Origin of the sequence: Geminocystis sp. (genome assembly GCF_041753295.1) — a bacterium.
Lineage (GTDB): Bacteria > Cyanobacteriota > Cyanobacteriia > Cyanobacteriales > Cyanobacteriaceae > Geminocystis.
Genome location: NZ_JBGSUU010000053.1, coordinates 1 through 20685, shown reverse-complemented (window position 1 = coordinate 20685; position 20685 = coordinate 1). Strand labels below are relative to the sequence as shown.

Below are 20685 nucleotides of genomic sequence, written 5' to 3'. Positions count from 1 at the left end.
ATTCCTATTTCGCCGAGTCTCTCTCCGAGACAGTGCCCAGATCGTTACGCCTTTCGTGCGGGTCGGAACTTACCCGACAAGGAATTTCGCTACCTTAGGACCGTTATAGTTACGGCCGCCGTTCACCGGGGCTTCAGTCGCTAGCTTTATCCTAAGACTGACCAACTTCTTTAACCTTCCGGCACTGGGCAGGCGTCAGCCCCTATACTTCCTCTTTCGAGTTTGCAGAGACCTATGTTTTTGCTAAACAGTCGCCTGGGCCATTTCACTGCAACCCTCTTGCGAGGGCACCCCTTCTCCCGAAGTTACGGGGTCATTTTGCCGAGTTCCTTAGAGAGAGTTATCTCGCTCCCCTTAGTATTCTCTACTTACCCACCTGTGTCGGTTTCGGGTACCGGGACTCTATCTTCAACATCATTACAGCTTTTCTTGCCACTATCTTTCCACACTCGCAATAAATTGCTCCCAATCCACTCAGGGTGTGCTTAGTTTTTATGGGTCCCTGTAATCACTCCGATAAAGCCACGCAGGAATATTTACCTGCTTGCCATCGACTACGCTTTTCGCTTCGCCTTAGGTCCGGGCTAACTCTCCACGGACGAGCCTTCTGGAGAAACCCTTGGGTTTTCGGGGTTAAGGATTCTCACCTTAATTTTCGCTACTTAAGCCGACATTCTCACTTCTATACTGTCCACATCTGCTTGCCGCTAATGCTTCACCCTATATAGAACGCTCCCCTACCACTTATTTCTAAGTCCATAGCTTCGGTGATTAACTTAGCCCCGTTCATTTTCGGCGCAGGAGCGCTTGACCAGTGAGCTATTACGCACTCTTTCAAGGATTGCTGCTTCTAGGCAAACCTCCTGGTTGTCTGTGCACTCCCACCTCCTTTCTCACTTAGTTAATACTTTGGGACCTTAGCTGATGGTCTGGGCTGTTTCCCTCTTGACGATGAAGCTTATCCCCCACCGTCTCACTAGTGCTATAGTCATGGGTATTCTGAGTTTGTCTCATCTTGGTACCGCTCTCGCAGCCCGCAACGAAACAGTGCTTTACCCCCCATTCCCTTATACACCGCTGCGCCTCAACACATTTCGGGGAGAACCAGCTAGCTCCGGGTTCGATTGGCATTTCACCCCTAACCACAGCTCCTCCGCCAATTTTTCAACATTGGTCGGTTCGGACCTCCACCACCTGTTACGGTGGCTTCATCCTGGCCATGGTTAGATCACCCGGGTTCGGGTCTACAAACCGTGACTAACGCCCTTTTCGGACTCGATTTCTCTTTGGCTTCATCTTTTCGATTTAACCCGCCACCGCCTGTAAGTCGCCGGCTCATTCTTCAACAGGCACACGGTCATCCGTTTAATCGGACTCCCATTGCTTGTAAGCTGATGGTTTCATGTTCTATTTCACTCCCCTCCCGGGGTTCTTTTCACCTTTCCCTCGCGGTACTTTTCTCTGTCGGTCACACTTTGTATTTAGCCTTACCACGTGGTCGTGGCTGATTCACACGGGATTCCACTTATACCGTGCTACTCGGGATTCATCTAGCTTCCATTTGGTTTTCAACTACAGGACTTTCACCTTCTTCGGTCTAGTTTTCAGCTAGTTCGTTTAACCTCTTTTCTTCATGTCGATGTCCCACTACCCCAGTCTTCGTAAACACTGGTTTAGGCTGTTCCCTCTTCGCTCGCCGCTACTAGGGGAATCACTTTTGTTTTCTCTTCCTCTGGCTACTAAGATGTTTCAGTTCACCAGGTTCGCTCATCATCTTGAAAGATGTGTTTTTAGGGTTGCCCCATTCGGACACTCTCGGCTCATAGTCTGCTTCCGACTCCCCGAGACTTTTCGTAGGTTGCTACGTCCTTCTTCGCCTTCGTGTGCCTAGGTATCCACCATCAGCCCTTGTTTGCTTGACCTGTCTGTTTTTTACAGCTCTTTCTACTTATTTTTCTATGCAGTTTTCAAGGTTCTTACTGAACTATTGTTCAGCATTCCGTTATAGATGCTGACTTGTTCATCTGGAGATAAGCGGACTCGAACCGCTGACATCCTGCTTGCAAAGCAGGCGCTCTACCAACTGAGCTATACCCCCTTTCTTTTACTCTCTTGGAGTAAGTGGGCCATCTTGGACTTGAACCAAGGACCTCACCCTTATCAGGGGTGCGCTCTAACCACCTGAGCTAATAGCCCATGAACCCAGTCTTAATAGTTTGAAAGCCTCTTCCACACTCTTGCTGACTTCCTCTAGAAGTCTCCCTTTAAGGAGGTGATCCAGCCACACCTTCCGGTACGGCTACCTTGTTACGACTTCACCCTAGTCACTAGTCCCACCTTCGGCATCCCCCTCCTAAAAGGTTGGGGTAACGACTTCGGGCGTGACCAACTTCCATGGTGTGACGGGCGGTGTGTACAAGACCCGGGAACGGATTCACCGCAGTATGCTGACCTGCGATTACTAGCGATTCCTCCTTCATGCAGGCGAGTTTCAGCCTGCAATCTGAACTGAGGCTGAGTTTGACGGGATTCGCTTCACTTCGCAGTTTCGCTTCCCTTTGTCTCAACCATTGTAGTACGTGTGTAGCCCAAGACGTAAGGGGCATGCTGACTTGACGTCATCACCACCTTCCTCCGAGTTCTCCCCGGCGGTCTCCCTAGAGTCCCCAACTTAATGCTGGCAACTAAGGACGAGGGTTGCGCTCGTTGCGGGACTTAACCCAACATCTCACGACACGAGCTGACGACAGCCATGCACCACCTGTCTCTGCGTTCCCTAAGGCACTCTCCTCTTTCAAAGAGATTCGCAGGATGTCAAGCCTTGGTAAGGTTCTTCGCGTTGCATCGAATTAAACCACATACTCCACCGCTTGTGCGGGTCCCCGTCAATTCCTTTGAGTTTCACACTTGCGTGCGTACTCCCCAGGCGGGATACTTAACGCGTTTGCTTCAGCACTGTCTGGGTCGATACAGACAACACTTAGTATCCATCGTTTACCGCTAGGACTACAGGGGTATCTAATCCCTTTCGCTACCCTAGCTTTCGTCCCTCAGTGTCAGTATATGCCCAGTAGGGCGCCTTCGCCACTGGTGTTCTTCCTAATCTCTACGCATTTCACCGCTACACTAGGAATTCCCCCTACCCCTACTATACTCTAGCTCTTCAGTTTCCACCGCCTACCCGAAGTTGAGCTTCGGTCTTTGACAGCAGACTTGAATTGCCACCTACGGACGCTTTACGCCCAATGATTCCGGATAACGCTTGCATCCCCCGTATTACCGCGGCTGCTGGCACGGAGTTAGCCGATGCTTATATTAGGTACCGTCATTTTTTTCTTCCCTAAGTTCTGAGGTTTACAACCCAAGAGCCTTCCTCCCTCACGCGGTATTGCTCCGTCAGGCTTTCGCCCATTGCGGAAAATTCCCCACTGCTGCCTCCCGTAGGAGTCTGGGCCGTGTCTCAGTCCCAGTGTGGCTGCTCATCCTCTCAGACCAGCTACTGATCGTCGCCATGGTAGTCCCTTACACTACCATCTAGCTAATCAGACGCGAGCTCCTCTTTAGGCGATAAATCTTTTACTTCTCAGCTCATCCGGTATTAGCAGTAGTTTCCCACTGTTGTCCCCGACCTAAAGGCAGATTCTCACGTGTTCCTCACCCGTCCGCCACTATCTCCGAAAAGACCGTTCGACTTGCATGTGTTAGGCATACCGCCAGCGTTCATCCTGAGCCAGGATCAAACTCTCCATTGTAGATTCCTTTTCATCTTTCAACTACTTCGTCCTCTCAACGAGCTTTTTGATTGCTCTTTTTTTTAGTAATTTAATACTTGTTTTGTTAATTTAAAGTTCTTTAACAAGGGTGTATGTTATATTTGAAAATGGCTTTCAAACTATTAAATTGTCGAGGTTCGTGGTGTCAGAGTGAGGCGTTTGCTCTCAATCGCACATTTACTAATATAACTAATCTTTTTCTTTTTGGCAACTTTTTCTTTAAATCTTTTTCCCCCGTTAACAATTTAATGGCTATACTTACTTTTATGTAAGGGTTTTAAGATTTTTTTTGTTTTTTTAATTGAATACCTCATTCAAGGAAAAATAAGAGATAACTTTAATTTACTTCCCACCAACCAAAGGTAGGTCCGATAAATCTAATGGTTATCCACCCAAAAGCTAATAAAGCGATGCCAATCCATGCACCACGAGTTGTTAAATTATAAGCATCTTCGGCTTGAGTTTTGGTTAAAGGTAGCCATGAGATAAAACGTTCTTCTTTACCGTAATCTTCACCTAAAACTCCTTTTCTTCTTTTCGATTCACCCATAATTTTTGTTAAATTATAATAAATTTTTATAAATGATTAGTTGCTTAATATCCAGTTTACTAGAGTTCTTACAGCAAAACCAGTACCTCCTTCATTGTCTATAGCCGTTGGCTTTTCCGCCCAAACTGGGCCTGCAATATCTAAATGTGCCCAAGGAGTATTTTTCACAAATTGTTGTAAGAATAAAGCTGCAGTAATTGAGCCTCCCGCACGACTACCCGTATTCTTCATGTCTGCGATGGGTGATTTTAATTGATCAAAATATTTATCTTCTAACGGCATTTGCCAAAATTTTTCTCCAGCTATTTGAGCAGATGTGGTTAGTTGTGTTGCTAGTGGAGTATTTGTTGTCCATAAACCTGCAATATCGTTACCTAAAGCGACAATACAAGCACCTGTTAAAGTGGCTAAATCTACCATGGCATCAACCCCTAATTTATCGGCATAAACTAGGGCATCAGCCAAGGTTAAACGACCTTCTGCATCAGTGTTATTAATTTCGATTGTTTTGCCATTGGAGGCTGTTAAAATGTCACCAGGGTGCATTGCTTTGCCGCTAATCATATTTTCAGTAACGGCGCTAATAAAATGCACTTCTACGTTAGGTTTCAACTGTGCGATCGCTTTAGCAGCTCCAAAAGTAGCGGCAGCCCCACCCATATCCATTTTCATAGTTTCAATGCCACTACCACTAATTTTAAGGTTTAAACCACCAGAATCAAAGGTTAAGCCTTTACCGATAATGGCTAATTTACGTTTTGCGATGCCTTCTGGTTTATAAATAAGATGAATAAATTTAGGAGGTAAATCAGAAGCTAATGCTACTCCTAAAAATGCCCCCATACCTAGTTTTTCGCAGTCAGCTTGTTCTAAAATAGTTAATTCTAATCCATATTCAGTGGCGATTTTTTCTACGGTTTTTGCCATGGTAATAGGATTGATTTCGTTAGCTGGTGCGTTAACTAACTCTCTTGCTAAAATGACTCCCGATGTGATTTTTTCAGCAGTCTCAATAGCAGTATTTGAAGCTGGTAAATCTAATAATTCGATACTGTCTAAGGTAATTTTTGAAGTTTTTTGCTCAGATTTAAAGCGTTTATCTTCATGTAAAGCTAAAATAATTCCTTCACTGATAACTTGAGCAAGTATATCATCTTCATAGTTATGGTGATTTATAGCGATTGCTAAAGTTTTTATATTATTTTGTTTTGCTATTCTGGCAATATTTCCTCCTGCTTGACGAAAAGAATCAAGAGTGAGATCTTCTTCTTTACCTAAACCAACTAAAATAATTTTACGAAGACTATTTTTACCACCAACTCTTGTAATGATAGTTTCTCCAGATTTTCCCGTAAACTCAGTTTCAGTAATTAATTCATTAATAGTATTATCTAAATTTTGATCTAATTGTGTTAATTCTGGATTAAGTTCTACTTTATCAGTAAAAAAACTTAAAGCTAAAGCATCACCACTCCAAGATAATTTAGAATCATGGCTAATTTTAATTTTCATAGTTGATTTAAGCTAATTGAGGTTTATAGTTATTGATTTTACTAATTTAGCTGAGATGTTGTATCTATGCAAAAAACTTTAGTAGAAAATGAAATGAGTTGACATTCTAGTTAGGTGGAGAGTTTAACCTAGAGTTAGTCAATAAATTATCTTTAAAAATCCATGAAGACTAGCTATTTAGAAAAACAAACTTTTCAGTTGGAAGGTATGGGGTGCGTTACCTGTGCAAAAACCATTGAAACTAATATAAATAAGGTTTTCGGTGTAGAAAAATCTATCGTTAATTATGCTCTATCAGAAGCCATTGTTACTTATAATCCACAAAAAACTGATTCAAAGATAATTCAAGAAGCAGTAAAAAAAGCAGGTTATAAGGCGTATATTTTAGAAAATAGTAATAAAGACGAGGAAAAAGAAAAAAATATTAATCAAGAAAGAAAATTAGTCTATAAATTTAAAATTGCGGCGATAATTAGCAGTTTTTTAGTCATAACTTCTTTACCAATGATGACAGGTTTAAGTCTTCCTTTTATTCCTCATTGGTTACATAACCCTTGGTTACAGCTAATTTTAACGACTCCTGTTTTATTTTGGTGCGGGAAATCTTTTTTTATCGGTGCAATTTCTGCCTTAAAACATCGTACCAGTAATATGAATACTTTGGTTTCTTTAGGTACTGGTGCTGCTTATTTTTACTCCATGGCAGTTACTTTGTTTCCTACTTTCTTCGAGAATCATAGTTTAAAAGCAGATGTTTATTATGAATCGGCGGCAGTGATTATTACTCTTATTCTATTAGGAAAATTACTCGAACATAGGGCAAAAAGTCAAACTTCGGAAGGAATTAAAAAGTTATTACAGTTAGAAGCAAAAACCGCTAGGGTTATTCGTGAAGATTTTGAGCAAGAAATACCGATTGTAGAAGTTAAAATTGGTGATTTAATCATAGTTCGTCCGGGAGAAAAAATCCCTGTTGACGGCAAAATTGTTAATGGTGAATCTTCCATCGATGAAAGCATGGTAACGGGAGAATCTGTGACGGTTAAAAAAACTATCCATGATGATGTTATCGGTGCAACGATTAATCAAACGGGTAGTTTTATTTTTCAAGCCACAAAAATTGGTAAAGATACTTTTTTGGCACAAATTGTAGAATTAGTTAAACAAGCACAAAATAGTAAAGCACCTATTCAAAAATTAGCAGATCAAATTACAGCGTATTTTGTACCTATAGTTATTATAATCGCTGTTATTACTTTTTTTTCATGGTGGTTTTTTGCTCATAATTTGACTTTTGCTTTAATCGCTTCTATCAATGTCTTAATTATCGCTTGTCCTTGTGCTTTAGGTTTAGCAACTCCTACTTCTATCATGGTAGCCACTGGTTTAGGTGCAAATCACGGTATCTTAATCAAAGATGCTGGTAGTTTGGAATTGGCACATAAAATTAAAACTATTGTCTTAGATAAAACAGGCACTTTAACCGTTGGAAAACCTGTGGTAACTGATTTTATCACCGTTAACGGCACGGAATCGGAAAAAGATATTTTAACCCTTGTGGCTATTTTAGAGCATAATTCGGAACATTCCATCGCCAAAGCCATTGTCGAATATGCCAAAAAACAAGAAATTAACTTTAATTCTCCCCAAAATTGGGAGGTTAATGAGGCAAAAATTAAAAATTTTGAAGCAATTTCAGGCTGTGGTGTGCAAGGAATTATTGGCGATCGCAAAATACAAATAGGGACAAAAATATGGTTTCAGAATTTAGGTATTAATACGGCTAAATTAGAGAGTTTATGCAATAATAAAGTTTTTGAAAAAACTAATGCTTGGATAGCCATAAATGGTGAAATTGAGGGTTTAATCGCTCTTTCTGATACTCTCAAAGATTCTTCTAAATCAGTAATCCAAAAATTGCAACAACAAAGTTTAGAAGTCATTATGTTAACGGGGGATAATCAACAAACAGCACAGAAAATCGCTTCTGCAGTGGGTATTAGACACTTTTTTGCCCAAGTACTTCCTTCGGAAAAAATAGCAAAAATTAAAGAAATTCAGCAAAATACAGGAAAATTAGTCGCTATGGTAGGCGATGGTATTAATGATGCACCCGCACTTGCCCAAGCTGACGTTGGCTTTGCTATTGGCACGGGTACAGATGTGGCGATCTCATCTAGTGATATAACGCTAATATCAGGAGATTTACAAGGTATTATAGCGGCGATAAAATTAAGTAAAGAAACCATGAAAAATATTAAACAAAATCTATTTTTTGCCTATGTATATAACGTAATTGGAATACCAATTGCCACAGGTATTTTATATCCCTTTTTCGGATTGTTATTAAACCCCATAATTGCTGGAGGTGCTATGGCTTTTAGCTCTGTATCAGTGGTAACAAATGCTTTACAACTAAAGAAAATTAAGTTATAACTATAATATATTAATCAACTTTTCGTGATTATTTAAAATTAATTAATACAGTTTTAGTGTTAAGCTGGTTTGCATTTAAAGGCTAAAGGTAACAGTAGACTTCTTGCAGAAGTGGAGTAATGAGTAATGAGTAATGAGTAATGAGTAATGAGTAATGAGTAAAAAAATTAATGTTTTCCATCCTAAAATAGATTTTACCTTTTATTTTGCAAGAGGTCTAGTTAAGAATTTAGTTTCATTTTTTTATTATGAGAAGAAAATATGAGTTAAATGCGTCTTAGCTTATTATTAAGATGGTGTGATCAATTAGTAATAGTGTAGTTAACATGACTATTCTTGATATTCGTAACTTACAAGTGGTATTCCTTAACGATGAAAATCAACCTACCATTGCCGTAGATAAAATTAATATTGCACTACAAAAAGGCGAAATATTAGGTATTGTGGGAGAATCTGGTTCAGGAAAATCCGTTACATCCTTAGCTATAATGGGCTTATTACCATCTTCAGGGAAAATTACTGGTGGTGAAATTTATTTTCAAGATAACCCATCTTCAACCCCTCTCAATTTAGTTTCTCTTTCCTCCGATGAAAAAAGACAATATCGTGGGGGAAAAATTGCAATGATATTTCAAGAACCGATGAGCTCTCTTAATCCTGTTTATAATATCGGTTTTCAAATTACAGAAGCTATCCGTTTACACCAAAATATCTCTGAATTAGAAGCAAAAAGACAAGCTATTAATTTATTACAAGAAGTTAAATTATTACCTAATGATGCTCAATTAACCGAAGAATTTTTACAACAAAACGCCACTTCAAACCCCAAAGAAATTCAATCCTATCTTAATCAACGGAAAAGGGCAATTTTAAAACGTTTTCCCCAAGAAATGAGTGGAGGGCAATTACAAAGAGTCATGATTGCTATGGCTATTTCTTGTCAACCTAGTATATTAATAGCAGACGAACCAACTACAGCGTTAGATGTAACAATACAAGCTACGATTTTGGAATTATTAAAAGAATTATGTCGTAGTCGAGAAATGTCGTTAATTTTTATTACCCATGATTTAGCGGTAGTAGCCAACATCGCCGACAGTTTAACGGTAATGTATCAAGGAAAAATTGTTGAATATGGCAAAACTCTTGATATTCTTTTTAATGCTCAACAACCCTATACTAAAGGTTTACTAGCCTGTCGCCCAAGGTTAGAAGAAACTCGCACTTATTTGCCGACTGTTGCTGATTTTATGGGGAATAATTCCGCAACGACTCCCCCCTCATTTTCCCAAAATATCAGAGAAATTAAGCTCAATCAAGCCCTTCTGACGGTGGAAAATTTAAAGGTTGGCTTTCCCAAAAAAAGCTCATTACCTTGGCAAAAAGAATATTTTTGGGCAGTAAATGATGTTAGTTTTCAAGTATTTTCAGGAGAAACTTTAGGATTAGTGGGAGAATCGGGTTGCGGTAAATCAACTTTAGCTCGAACAATTTTAAGATTAATTCCCACAAAAGAAGGTAAAATCCAGTTTTTAGGACAAAATTTAACCCAATTACCGCCAAAAAGCTCTCGTTTAAGGCAATTACGCCGAGAAATGCAAATTGTCTTTCAAAATCCTTATAATTCTCTTAATCCTCGTATTAATATTGGTAATACCATTCTTGAACCTTTGATAATTCATGGTATGGGTGGTAATAACCATAAACGTAAAGAAAGAGTAACATATCTTCTTGATAGGGTTGGTTTAAATCCTCATTGGTTTAACCGTTATCCCCATGAGTTATCTGGAGGGCAACGGCAAAGAGTATGTATTGCTAGGGCTTTAGCTTTAAATCCTCAATTAATTATCTGCGATGAATCCGTATCTGCCTTAGATGTTTCTATTCAAGCACAAGTTTTAAATTTACTTAAAGAATTACAATCAGAGTTTGGCTTGACTTATATTTTTATTTCCCATGATTTAAGTGTCATTAAATTTATGAGCGATCGCATTATGGTGATGAATAAAGGTAAAATTGAAGAAATATCTACGGCAACACAAATCATTGAAAACCCTCAACGAGAATATACCAGAAAACTAATTGATTCTATTCCCAAATTTCCCACTAAATAAACAACGTCTTCTTAATTGTTAATTTGCGTTTTAATTGACTACAATAAAATAATCGCTTAATCTTGCTAGGCTATCCGTTAATCAGAAATGCTCAAGGTAAGTTGACATAGGTAAATATAGAGATAACTTGACTCACCCACATTTATGACTCAGTCACCACCAAAACTTTCTATTAAGACAATTCCTCTGTTTAAATCAGTATTAACCGCTTTCTTCACAGGTGGTTTACTGACTTTTTTTAGCCCTCCCACTGTTCAAGCTGAAATGACTGATAGCCCAAAAATGGTGGTAGATGAAGTTTGGCAAATAGTCAATAATGAATTTGTTGATCGCAATTTTAATCAAGTCAACTGGCAAAATAAAAGAGAAGAACTTTTAAAAGCAAATTACTCTAGTAAAAAACAGGCTTATCGTGCTATTAATCAAGCATTAAAACAATTAAACGATCCTTATACTCGTTTTCTTCCTCCCGAACAATTTGAAGTTCTTACAGGTCAAACATCAGGGGAAGTATCTGGGGTAGGTATTCGTATCGCTATTGATCCTCGTACTCAAGATTTATATATTATTGATGTAATTAAAAAATCTCCCGCCGTAGAAGCTGGTTTAAAAAGAGGCGATCGCATTGTCAGAATTGACGGTAAACCCACAGCCTTAATGAATTTAGAACAAGCATCCGAAGCATTAAAAGGAGAATTAGAATCTGTAGTAAGGATTGAAATTTCAAGAGAAAGAAAACCAGCATTTGAGGTAAAAGTAACTCGTAGTCAAATTGAAGTTCCCTCAGTAGATTTTAGTCTGAAAAAAGAAGGAGAATTAAACGTTGGTTACATCAAATTAGATGAATTTAGTTCTTTAGCAGCACAACAAATGAAAGAAGCTATCGACGAACTGAAAGAACAAAAAGCCTCCGCCTTTGTTTTAGATTTGAGAGGTAATCCGGGAGGGTTATTATTCGCTAGTGTTGATATTGCTAGAATGTGGATGGCAGAAGGTGAAATTGTAGATGTAGTAGATCGTCGTGGTGGCCATCGTCGTTTTCAAGCTAATAATTCCGCTATTACAGATTTACCTTTAGTGGTTTTAGTGGATGGTAATTCAGCTAGTGCTAGTGAAATTTTAACAGGTGCATTGAAAGAGAATAAAAGAGCTACTATTGTAGGTACAACAACCTATGGAAAAGGTTTAGTACAATCGGTACATTCTCTGTCAGATGGTTCAGGGTTAGCAGTGACAATTTCTCGTTACTATCCTCCCAGTGGTATAAATATTAATAAAACAGGTATCACTCCTGATGTTGTTCAAAATATTAGCAAAGAACAAGAGTTTCTTCTGACTCAAAATCCTTCTTTATTAGCGACAAAAGATGATCCTCAATATTCTAAAGCCGTAACGGTTTTAAAAATGAGAAGTAGTATTCCTCCTAAAAACTCCGTTAATCCTGTGAGTATTTTACAGTAAATTTTATTCTTCAAAGTTATTTTTACTATTACAATAATTATAGTTTTATCTTTTTAATAAAATAGTGAAAAAAATTAGATTAAATGATGATGAAAATTATTGTTTATCCATAGTTATTCCTGTTTATAATGGCGGTGAAAATTTCCATTTTTGTTTAGACAGTATTAAAGAATTTGCACCTTCATCAGTGGAAGTAATTATTGTCGCTGATGGGGATACTGATGGTTCGAGAAATTTAGCTACTGAATTTGACTATCAACTCTTAGTTAATAATATCAGTCAAGGACCAGCTACAGCTCGAAATATGGGGGCAAAAATTGCTAAAAGTGATTTAATTTGTTTTTTTGACGCTGATGTGACTATTAATCAAAATACCATACCTCTAATTGTTGATTTTTTTGCTCAGAATCAAGACATTTCAGCTATTATAGGTTCTTATGATGATGCACCTTTTGCGGATAATTTTTTATCTCAATATAAAAATCTTTTTCACCATTATAATCATCAAAAAGGCAAAGAGAATGCTTCTACTTTTTGGGGTGCTTGTGGCATAATGCGTAAAAAAATATTTCTCGAAATAGGAGGTTTTAATGAAAATTATCGTTTTCCTTCCGTAGAAGATATTGAATTAGGTTATCGACTTATTAAAGCTGGTTATGAAATTCGTTTATGTAAAGATATTCAAGTAAAACATCTGAAAAAATGGACTGTTATTTCTCTACTAAAAGCTGAGATTTTTTACCGTGCAATTCCTTGGACTGTTTTAATATTAAAATATCAACAAATAGTCAATGATTTAAACTTAAATTGGTTAAATAGATTTAGTATAATTCTTGTTTATTTTTCCATTTTATTTATACTATTATCTTTCTGGCAAAAAATATTTATTCCTTTGATTTTACTGAATATTATTATTCTTTTAATTGTCAACAAAAATCTTTATCAATTCTTTTGGCAAAAAAAAGGTTTATTATTTGCTTTAAAAGTTATTCCTTGGCATTTTTTATATTTTTTTTATGGTGGTTTAGGTTTCGTTATTGGATTCTTTAAATTTAAAATTTTATCCCCAAATAAGGTTGATTATTAGCTTAATTTTATTGCTAAATTATGAAAAATTATGCTCTACTTTATTTCTGTTTGGACTATTTTATTGTTTATTTGTTTAATCCTTGGTATTGCTATTCTAAATAGTACTCGAATAGATTATTTAACTAGAAAAACTGATAGATTTTTTTTGTCTATTTGGTTAGGAATAATTAGTTTAACTTTATTACTTTTAAGTATATCTTTTTTTCTTCCATTATCTAATTTAGTTGGTTTATCTGCTAGTTTAATATTAATTTTAGTAAGCGTTTCTTTTTCAAAAAATCGTCAAGAAATTAAATCATTATTAACAAAATTAAACTTAAATTATATTATATTTTATTTTCTTATTGCTATTATTATTTCTGCTATTACTACTCAGAAAATTATCTGGTTTGATACAGGATTATATCATTGGGGATCTATTAAATGGTTATCTCAATTTGGGACAGTTTACGGTGTAGGTTTGATTAATCCTAAATTCGGTTTTAATGCTGGTTGGTTTGCCTTTTCTGCTCCTTTATATGCTCCTTTTTTAGGTTCTCATATTGGTGCAATAAGTAATGGATTTCTTTTTTTTATCGGTGTTATTCATTTTCTTATTTCCTTCAAAAATTTATTTATAAAAACTAAAATATTATTAATTTCCGATACTTTTATTTTTATTTATTATAGTTTTATTTTGTCTGTTTATACTATAACTTCTTTTTCTAAATCTCCAATTTTAATTTCTTTCTCTCCTGATATTCCAGTTAATTTTTTTATAGGAATTATTGCATGGAGTCTGCTTTTATTATCTAATAATTATAAAGTATCAAATACAACTAATTATTTATTCCTCCCTCAATTCATACCCCTTTTCTTATCATTAGGCACAGTTTCTATTAAATTATCAGCTTTACCACTATTAGGAATAACCTTCTTTTTTTCTTGCTTTAATAATTATCAAAAATCAAAAATAATTAAAAAATTTATTATTAGTAGTTGTTTATCAATTTTATTATTAATACCAACCTTTGGCTATAGTATTAAAACCACAGGATGCTTTTTATATCCTTCTCCTTTTTTGTGTTTCAATGTACCATGGGCGATCAATAAAACTGTTATTCAAGAGGAAAAAACCAGTATTATTGGTATAGATTCCAGCAAGAATTATAAAAATCCCGTAATTTTCATATTAAATAAAAGATTACAATGGTTAAAATCATCAATAAAATTGCAAATAATGGTGTTATTAATTATTTTTTCTGTTATATTTTCATTCTTGATTATTAAAAATAAAGCTAAAATTAACTCTATTCAAGGATATGCTTGGATTATAGCTTTAGGCTTATTAGGTATTACTTTTATTATGATTCAAATTCCTTTATTAAGATTTGGCTTAGGATATTTTTGCTTAATTCCTAGCTTATTTATAAGTATATTTTTTATGCCAAAATTAATCTCATTATTTCATGTTAATAAATTTGTAATGAATAAACTATTTTTCTTTATTTTAATAAGTTTTACTTCGCTAATTATTATCTTTGATAATTCTATTAAAGAGCGTTTATTTTTACCTTTAAAACTAACTGAAATTGAAGTTATAAAAGCACAAATTAATGATGTTAGTTATGTCTATCCTGATAATTGGAAAATTAAATGCTGGAATCACGAATTACCTTGTTCTGCTCTTCCTATCTACGATAATATTAGATTAAAAGATCCAAAAAAAGGTATTGGTGGAGGATTTTTAAATATTCAAGATAGAAAAAATTAATCTAGTAATTATCAATTATTTATGAATAATAAATGTAATATGTAAAAGAAAATAACTAATTTAAAAATATTATAATTAGATTTTCATAAAAATTATATGTTATTATTACGATAAAAATAAATTATCTAAATTCTTATTATTGTGAAGCCTAATCACTATCCTACTCTAATTATTGGTGCAGGGCCTGCGGGGTTAACGGCAGGTTATGAATTAAGTAAAAATAATCAAAATATTTTAGTTTTAGAAAAATCGGATAAAGTGGGAGGAATTTCTCGTACTGAAACCTATAAAGGTTATCTTTTTGATATAGGTGGACATCGATTTTTTACCAAAGTTAAAAGAGTTGAAAATCTTTGGCATGAAGTTTTAAAAGATGAATTTATAAAAGTTTCTCGTCTTTCTCGAATTTATTATGATGGTAAATTTTTTAGTTATCCTTTAGAACCTTTAAATGCAGTAAAAAATTTAGGAATTATTAATAGTTTAATGATCCTTTATAGTTATTTTAAAATTAAAATCTTTCCTTTATCTTCAGAAGAAAATTTTGAACAATGGGTAACAAATCGTTTTGGTGAGCGCTTATATCAAACTTTTTTTAAAACCTATACTGAAAAAGTCTGGGGTATTTCCTGTACTAAAATTAGCGCTGATTGGGCTGCCCAACGTATTCAAGGATTATCTTTACGAAAAGCCGTAATTGATGCGTTATTTGGCATTAGTAAAGCTAAAACCTTGATTAAAGAATTTGATTATCCCATTAAAGGGCCGGGTATGATGTGGGAGAAATTTCAAGAAAAACTCGAAAATAAAGGCTCTCAAGTATTACTTAATACTGAAGTAATTAAAATTCAAAGAAAAGACAAAAAAATTACAGCTATTATTGCTCAAAAAGGGAATGAAACTTTTAGAGTGACAGCAGATCATTTTATTAATACTATGGCTATAACTGCTTTAATTAGGCGTTTAGAGCCTTTACCACCTGAAAATATCTTAAAAGCAGCTTCTACTCTCAAATATCGTGATTTTCTCATTGTACCTCTTATTATTGACCAAGAACATTTATTTCCTGACAATTGGATTTACATTCATAGTCCAGAATTTCAAGTAGGGCGCATCCAAAATTTTAAAAATTGGAGTTTAAAAATGGTAGCTGATGTTACTAAAACTTGTTTAGGAATGGAATATTTTTGTAGCGAAGGTGATAAATTATGGGAAATGAATAATGAAGACTTAATCCGATTAGCTAGTGAAGAAGTAGTTAATTTGGGATTGATAGATGACATCAAAAAAGTAATTGATGGTACTGTGATTCGACAAAAAAAGGCTTATCCTGTTTATGATGAAGAATATCAAAAAAACCTAATTATACTCCAAGAATACATTGACGAATTTGAGAATTTACAATCTGTGGGACGTAATGGAATGCACCGTTATAACAATCAAGATCACTCTATGTTATCAGCATTATTAGCCGTAGAAAATATTTTCGGTGAAAATCATAATTTATGGGATATTAACACAGAGCGATCCTATCATGAAGAATTTATGACTAAAAAATTAATAAATAAATGAGTCAGCAATCTCCATTAAATTCTACTTATTTTGTATCTGTTATTATCCCTATATTTAATGATATTCAAGGTTTAAAAATCTGTTTAGAGGCTATCAAAAATCAAACTTATCCTCAGACATTTTTTGAAGTTATTGTTATCGATAATGCTTCAAATAATAGCGATAGTATTAAAAATTTAACCAAACAATACAATAATGTTTTATATGAATATGAAAGTAAAATAGGCTCTTATGCCGCTAGAAATAAAGGACTTTCCGTTGCACGAGGAGAGATAATCGCTTTTACTGATGCCGATTGTATTCCTGCTGATGATTGGTTAGAAAAAGGAATTATTAAATTATCTTCTGTGTTTAACTGTGGTTTAATTGGCGGTAAAATTAATTTAATTTATCTTCAGGAAAAACCCATAACTCCCGTAGAATTATATGAAAGTGTAATGGCATTTCGACAAGAAGAATTTATCACTGAAAATCATTTTTCTGTCACCGCAAATATGTTTACATGGAAAAAAGTAATTGAAAAAGTAGGGTTTTTTAATGATAATCTCAAATCAAGTGGAGATTTAGATTGGGGAAGAAGAGTATATGCTTCTGGTTATTTTCAATTATATGCTTCTGATGTTTCTGTTACTCATCCTTCTCGATATTCATTTTCTCAGTTATATAAACAAACTATTAGACATACTGGCGGTATTTATGATTTATATTTACGAAGTGAGTTTCCGAAAACAGAGGGTATTTATTTATTTTTAAAATATATATTATTAAATTTAATGCCTCCTGTTAGTTTTGCTCTAAAAATCTTTAAAAATCCTCAAATAGACAAATTAAAAGATAAATTTACCATTATATTAGTATTTTTTTTAGTTCGTTTAATAACCCTATTAGAAATTTGTCGATTATTATTAGGAAAAAACTCTTCAAGAGAATAAATAATGTTTAATAAATTTATGAAAGAATTACAATATAGAGAAAATATTTTACCAGATTTTTTAATTATTGGTGGCATGAAATGTGGCACTACCAGTTTACACTATTACTTAAAGTTTCATCCAGAAATTGTTATGTCCACGGAAAAAGAATTAGACTTTTTTATCAAAGAAAAAAATTTAGAAAAAGGAGTGGATTGGTATAAATCTCAGTTTAAAGGTAAAGCTAAAATTTATGGAGAAGCCTCTCCTAATTATACTAATTATCCTCGATGGGAAGGTTGTCCTGAAAGAATTTATAATTTAAAATCGGATATTAAACTAATTTACATTTTAAGAGATCCTTTAGTCAGAATTCTATCCCAATATATCCATGAATATAAAGAAGAAAGAGAAAATTTACCCTTTGATGAAGCAATCTTTAATAATGATGATTATATTTTTCGGAGTAGTTATTATCTACAATTAGAACAGTATCTAAAATATTTTCCTCCTTATAATATTTTTATTACTACCATTGAAGAATTATCTAATTTTCCTGAATCTACTTTAAAATCTATTTTAAATTTTCTAAATATTTCCGAAGATATTAGTATGATTCCCTATCAAAAAATATTACATAATTCTATTCATAAAAGAAGAAAAAATAAACTAGGTAATATTATTTCAAAAAATCCCCTTATCAAAAAAATAGATTTATTACCTCCTCCTTATAGATACCGTCTTCAACATTTAATTTACTTCCCTTTTTCTCACGCTATTAAAAGACCACAATTAACAGAAAATTTAAGAGAAAAATTAATTAATTTACTCCAAGAAGATGTATATAAATTAAGAGAATACACGGGTAAAAATTTTGAACAATGGTGTTTATAAAAAACCATGAATCTTCAGCAAAAAACTATTAGAGGAATGTTTTGGTCTGGCATTAATAATTGGGGTAGTCAAGCAGTATCATTTATTATATTTCTCATTTTAGCCCGTTTATTAACTCCTTCTGCTTTTGGTTTAGTTGCCCTTGCTAATATATTTATCAATTTACTTGAACTTTTTTTATGTCAAGGTTTTTCTCAAGCCTTAATTCAAAAAGAAAAAATTAATGATCTCGAAATTAATACAGTTTTTTGGACACAAATTCTTCTTGGTTTTTTATTAACTATCTCTACTTTTTGTCTTTCTAATTTTATCGCTTATCGTTTTAATCAACCCTCTTTAACTCCTGTTTTAAAATGTTTCTCTTTCTTGTTTATTATTAGCTCTTTTAGTGAAATTCAAAGAGGTTTATTAGTCAGAAATTTTGCTTTTAAAGCCATTGCTATTCGCAACTTATTAGGAGTATTTTTTGCAGGAATTATCGGCATTATTATGGCTTTTAATAACTTTGGAGTTTGGAGTTTAGTTGGGCAACAATTAACCTATGAAATTATAAGGGTTGTTGTTTTATGGAATACATCTGATTGGCGACCAAAATTACAATTTTCTGTGACGAATTTACAAAATTTTATGGGTTTTGGAATTAGTATTTTAGGTTATAAATTAACATTATTTTTTAATCAAAGAACTGATAGTTTATTAGTGGGATATTTTTTAGGAGAAATTACCTTAGGATATTATGCGATCGCTCATCGTATTTTACAAGTAATGACTCAATTATTAATAGGAACATTAAGTCAAGTTTCTTTGCCTTTATTTGCTCGTTTACAGAATGATTCTCAACGGTTTTTAGAGACTTTTTATCGGACAACTCAATGGACTTGTTTAATCGCTTTTCCCGTATTTTTTGCCACTATTATTCTTAGTAAAGAATTGATTATAACTGTATTTGGAGAAAAATGGATTAATGTTGTTCCTATTATGCAAATCTTAAGTTTAATCGGTATAATTCGATCAATTTCTCTCTTTCAAAGATCCGCATTTGTGGCTTTAGGAAAACCAAATTTACAGTTTAAATTAGAATTATTTAACGGAATTTTAAACTTGATTTTTTGTTTAATTTCTATCAGATTTGGCATCAAAGCTATTGCTATGGCTTATGTACTTAGTGATTATGTAGTATTTCCTATAGGACAATGGGTTTTAAGTAAATTAATTTCTTTATCTTGGAAAACTTATTTATCAAATTTTTTAGCACCAATTACCTGTACATTAGTTATGATTTTAGTTATGATTTTAAGTAAAAAATTCTTGATAATAAATATTGAACCTTCTCTAACATTAATTATTAGTTCCATAATAGGTTTTATAACATATACTTTAACTTTAATGATCATATTTCCTCTTTTATTTAAACAAATTTACACTTTAATTAAACCCTAAATTTATTTTATGAGTAGAAAATTTACCACTAAATTTTTAACCGAAACAGAATATGAAAAATGGTCAAAATTTGTATCTGAATCACCGACAGGAACTATTTATAGTTTACCTGAATATTTAAAAATTTTATGTGAAATAACAGGAGATCAATTTAGAATTTTAGCAGTATTTCAAGGTTCAGAATTAGTCGCTGGTATAGCTCTTTATGAAGTTTGGTCAAAATTTCTTCCCGTTGGTATATCTTTTCCTCACCGTCTTTTAACCTATCATAGTGTTGTTTTCAAAGAATATTCTACTAATTATATCAGTAAAAAAAGAGCAAGATATGCAGCAATTTTAGAAGTTTTAATTAATAAATTATTAGACATTAATTATGTATATTTAAAATTCAATATTTATTATTTAATTAATGATATGAGATCTTTTCTTAATGTGGGCTGGAAAGTTATACCTAGTTATAGTTATCTTGTTGATATTCAAGATATAGAAAACGTTTGGCATAATATAGAACAAAATTTAAGACGTTTAGTGAATAGAGGAATTAAAAATGGTTTAAATTTTTGTGTTGATGATGATTTTGATAGTTTTTTTAAATTATATTCTAATACTTATCAAAGAAAAGGAATTTCATTATATTTTTCAGAAAATCAGTATAAAAAATATTACGAATTTTTACGAGAAAAAAATCTTTGTCAACTTCATCAAGTACGTTTAAATAATAATCAATCGGTAGGTGCTTTTTTAATTTTAACTGATTATAATTACAATACTTATACTGTATGTGCTGGTAGTGATAATCAATATTTTAATCTTGGTAGTTCGGCTTTCTTACGATGGAAGTCTTTTGAATATTTATCTACTTTAGGCTATAAAAATAATGATTTAACTGGTGCAAGTTTAGGTAATGTTAACAACTTTAAAAATCAATTAGGAGGAAATTTAATTACTAATTGGAGTGTAGAAAAACCAACTCATTTTAGTTATCTTTTATATCGGAAATTAAGAGATTTTACTAAATTCAAATAAATAGTTTTAATAATCGGCGTTGCTGAATTAAGGTATGATTTTTAGATAAAGGGGTCAAATTATCAAAAATAAAAAAATGATACAATGTCCAGAGTGCGGGTCTAAACATATTCACAAAAATGGAATTAAAAAAGGAAAGCAAAATCATCTTTGT

The 20685-nt window shown here is 33.6% G+C and carries 12 protein-coding genes, 2 tRNA genes and 2 rRNA genes; 10 read left to right on the top strand and 6 right to left on the bottom strand.

Annotated features, from left to right (window positions below; translation table 11 throughout):
• The 6 genes from ACEW8E_RS05615 to ACEW8E_RS05590 all read right to left on the bottom strand — a co-directional run.
• Positions 1-1922, bottom strand: a 23S ribosomal RNA gene (locus ACEW8E_RS05615); the annotation flags it as partial.
• Between the two features lie 103 nt (positions 1923-2025).
• Positions 2026-2098, bottom strand: a tRNA-Ala gene (locus ACEW8E_RS05610).
• Positions 2099-2122: 24 nt separating this feature from the next.
• Positions 2123-2196, bottom strand: a tRNA-Ile gene (locus ACEW8E_RS05605).
• Positions 2197-2265: 69 nt separating this feature from the next.
• Positions 2266-3752 (bottom strand): 16S ribosomal RNA (locus ACEW8E_RS05600).
• A 358-nt stretch (positions 3753-4110) separates the two neighbouring features.
• Positions 4111-4323 carry a DUF2839 domain-containing protein gene (locus ACEW8E_RS05595; protein WP_373479356.1) on the bottom strand — a complete coding sequence of 71 codons (213 nt, stop codon included), beginning with the start codon at positions 4321-4323 and terminating at the stop codon, positions 4111-4113.
• A 36-nt stretch (positions 4324-4359) separates the two neighbouring features.
• Positions 4360-5835, bottom strand: coding sequence for a leucyl aminopeptidase (locus ACEW8E_RS05590; RefSeq protein WP_373479355.1), 1476 nt, complete (start codon positions 5833-5835; stop codon positions 4360-4362).
• 162 nt (positions 5836-5997) lie between these two features.
• Here ACEW8E_RS05590 and ACEW8E_RS05585 point away from each other — a divergent pair, with 162 nt between their 5' ends.
• The 10 genes from ACEW8E_RS05585 to ACEW8E_RS05540 all read left to right on the top strand — a co-directional run bounded on the left by ACEW8E_RS05585 (position 5998) and on the right by ACEW8E_RS05540 (position 20531).
• Entirely contained in the window at positions 5998-8271 is a 2274-nt protein-coding gene (locus tag ACEW8E_RS05585; protein WP_373479354.1) for a heavy metal translocating P-type ATPase, read from the top strand.
• Between the two features lie 326 nt (positions 8272-8597).
• Entirely contained in the window at positions 8598-10385 is a 1788-nt protein-coding gene (locus ACEW8E_RS05580) for an ABC transporter ATP-binding protein (RefSeq protein WP_373479353.1), read from the top strand.
• Between the two features lie 144 nt (positions 10386-10529).
• Positions 10530-11846 (top strand): carboxyl-terminal processing protease CtpB, encoded by a 1317-nt coding sequence (gene ctpB, locus ACEW8E_RS05575; protein WP_373479352.1) that lies wholly within the window; start codon positions 10530-10532, stop codon positions 11844-11846.
• Between the two features lie 64 nt (positions 11847-11910).
• The gene (locus tag ACEW8E_RS05570; protein WP_373479351.1) at positions 11911-12933 is read left to right on the top strand and encodes a glycosyltransferase family 2 protein; all 1023 of its coding nucleotides are present in this window, start codon (positions 11911-11913) and stop codon (positions 12931-12933) included.
• A gap of 30 nt (positions 12934-12963) precedes the next feature.
• A complete protein-coding gene (locus ACEW8E_RS05565; protein ID WP_373479350.1) occupies positions 12964-14688 on the top strand; it encodes a hypothetical protein in 1725 nt (574 codons plus the stop codon).
• Positions 14689-14829: 141 nt separating this feature from the next.
• Positions 14830-16260 carry an NAD(P)/FAD-dependent oxidoreductase gene (locus ACEW8E_RS05560; protein WP_373479349.1) on the top strand — a complete coding sequence of 477 codons (1431 nt, stop codon included), beginning with the start codon at positions 14830-14832 and terminating at the stop codon, positions 16258-16260.
• A complete protein-coding gene (locus tag ACEW8E_RS05555) occupies positions 16257-17192 on the top strand; it encodes a glycosyltransferase family 2 protein (RefSeq protein WP_373479348.1) in 936 nt (311 codons plus the stop codon). The genes ACEW8E_RS05560 and ACEW8E_RS05555 overlap by 4 nt, the downstream gene beginning before the upstream one ends.
• A gap of 3 nt (positions 17193-17195) precedes the next feature.
• Entirely contained in the window at positions 17196-18065 is an 870-nt protein-coding gene (locus tag ACEW8E_RS05550; protein WP_373479347.1) for a sulfotransferase domain-containing protein, read from the top strand.
• Between the two features lie 6 nt (positions 18066-18071).
• On the top strand, positions 18072-19505 hold the full coding sequence (locus tag ACEW8E_RS05545; protein WP_373479346.1) for a lipopolysaccharide biosynthesis protein: 1434 nt from the start codon (positions 18072-18074) through the stop codon (positions 19503-19505).
• A gap of 9 nt (positions 19506-19514) precedes the next feature.
• Positions 19515-20531: a GNAT family N-acetyltransferase gene (locus tag ACEW8E_RS05540; RefSeq protein ID WP_373479345.1), complete on the top strand. Its 1017-nt coding sequence runs from the start codon at positions 19515-19517 to the stop codon at positions 20529-20531.
• The last annotated feature ends 154 nt before the right edge of the window (positions 20532-20685 follow it).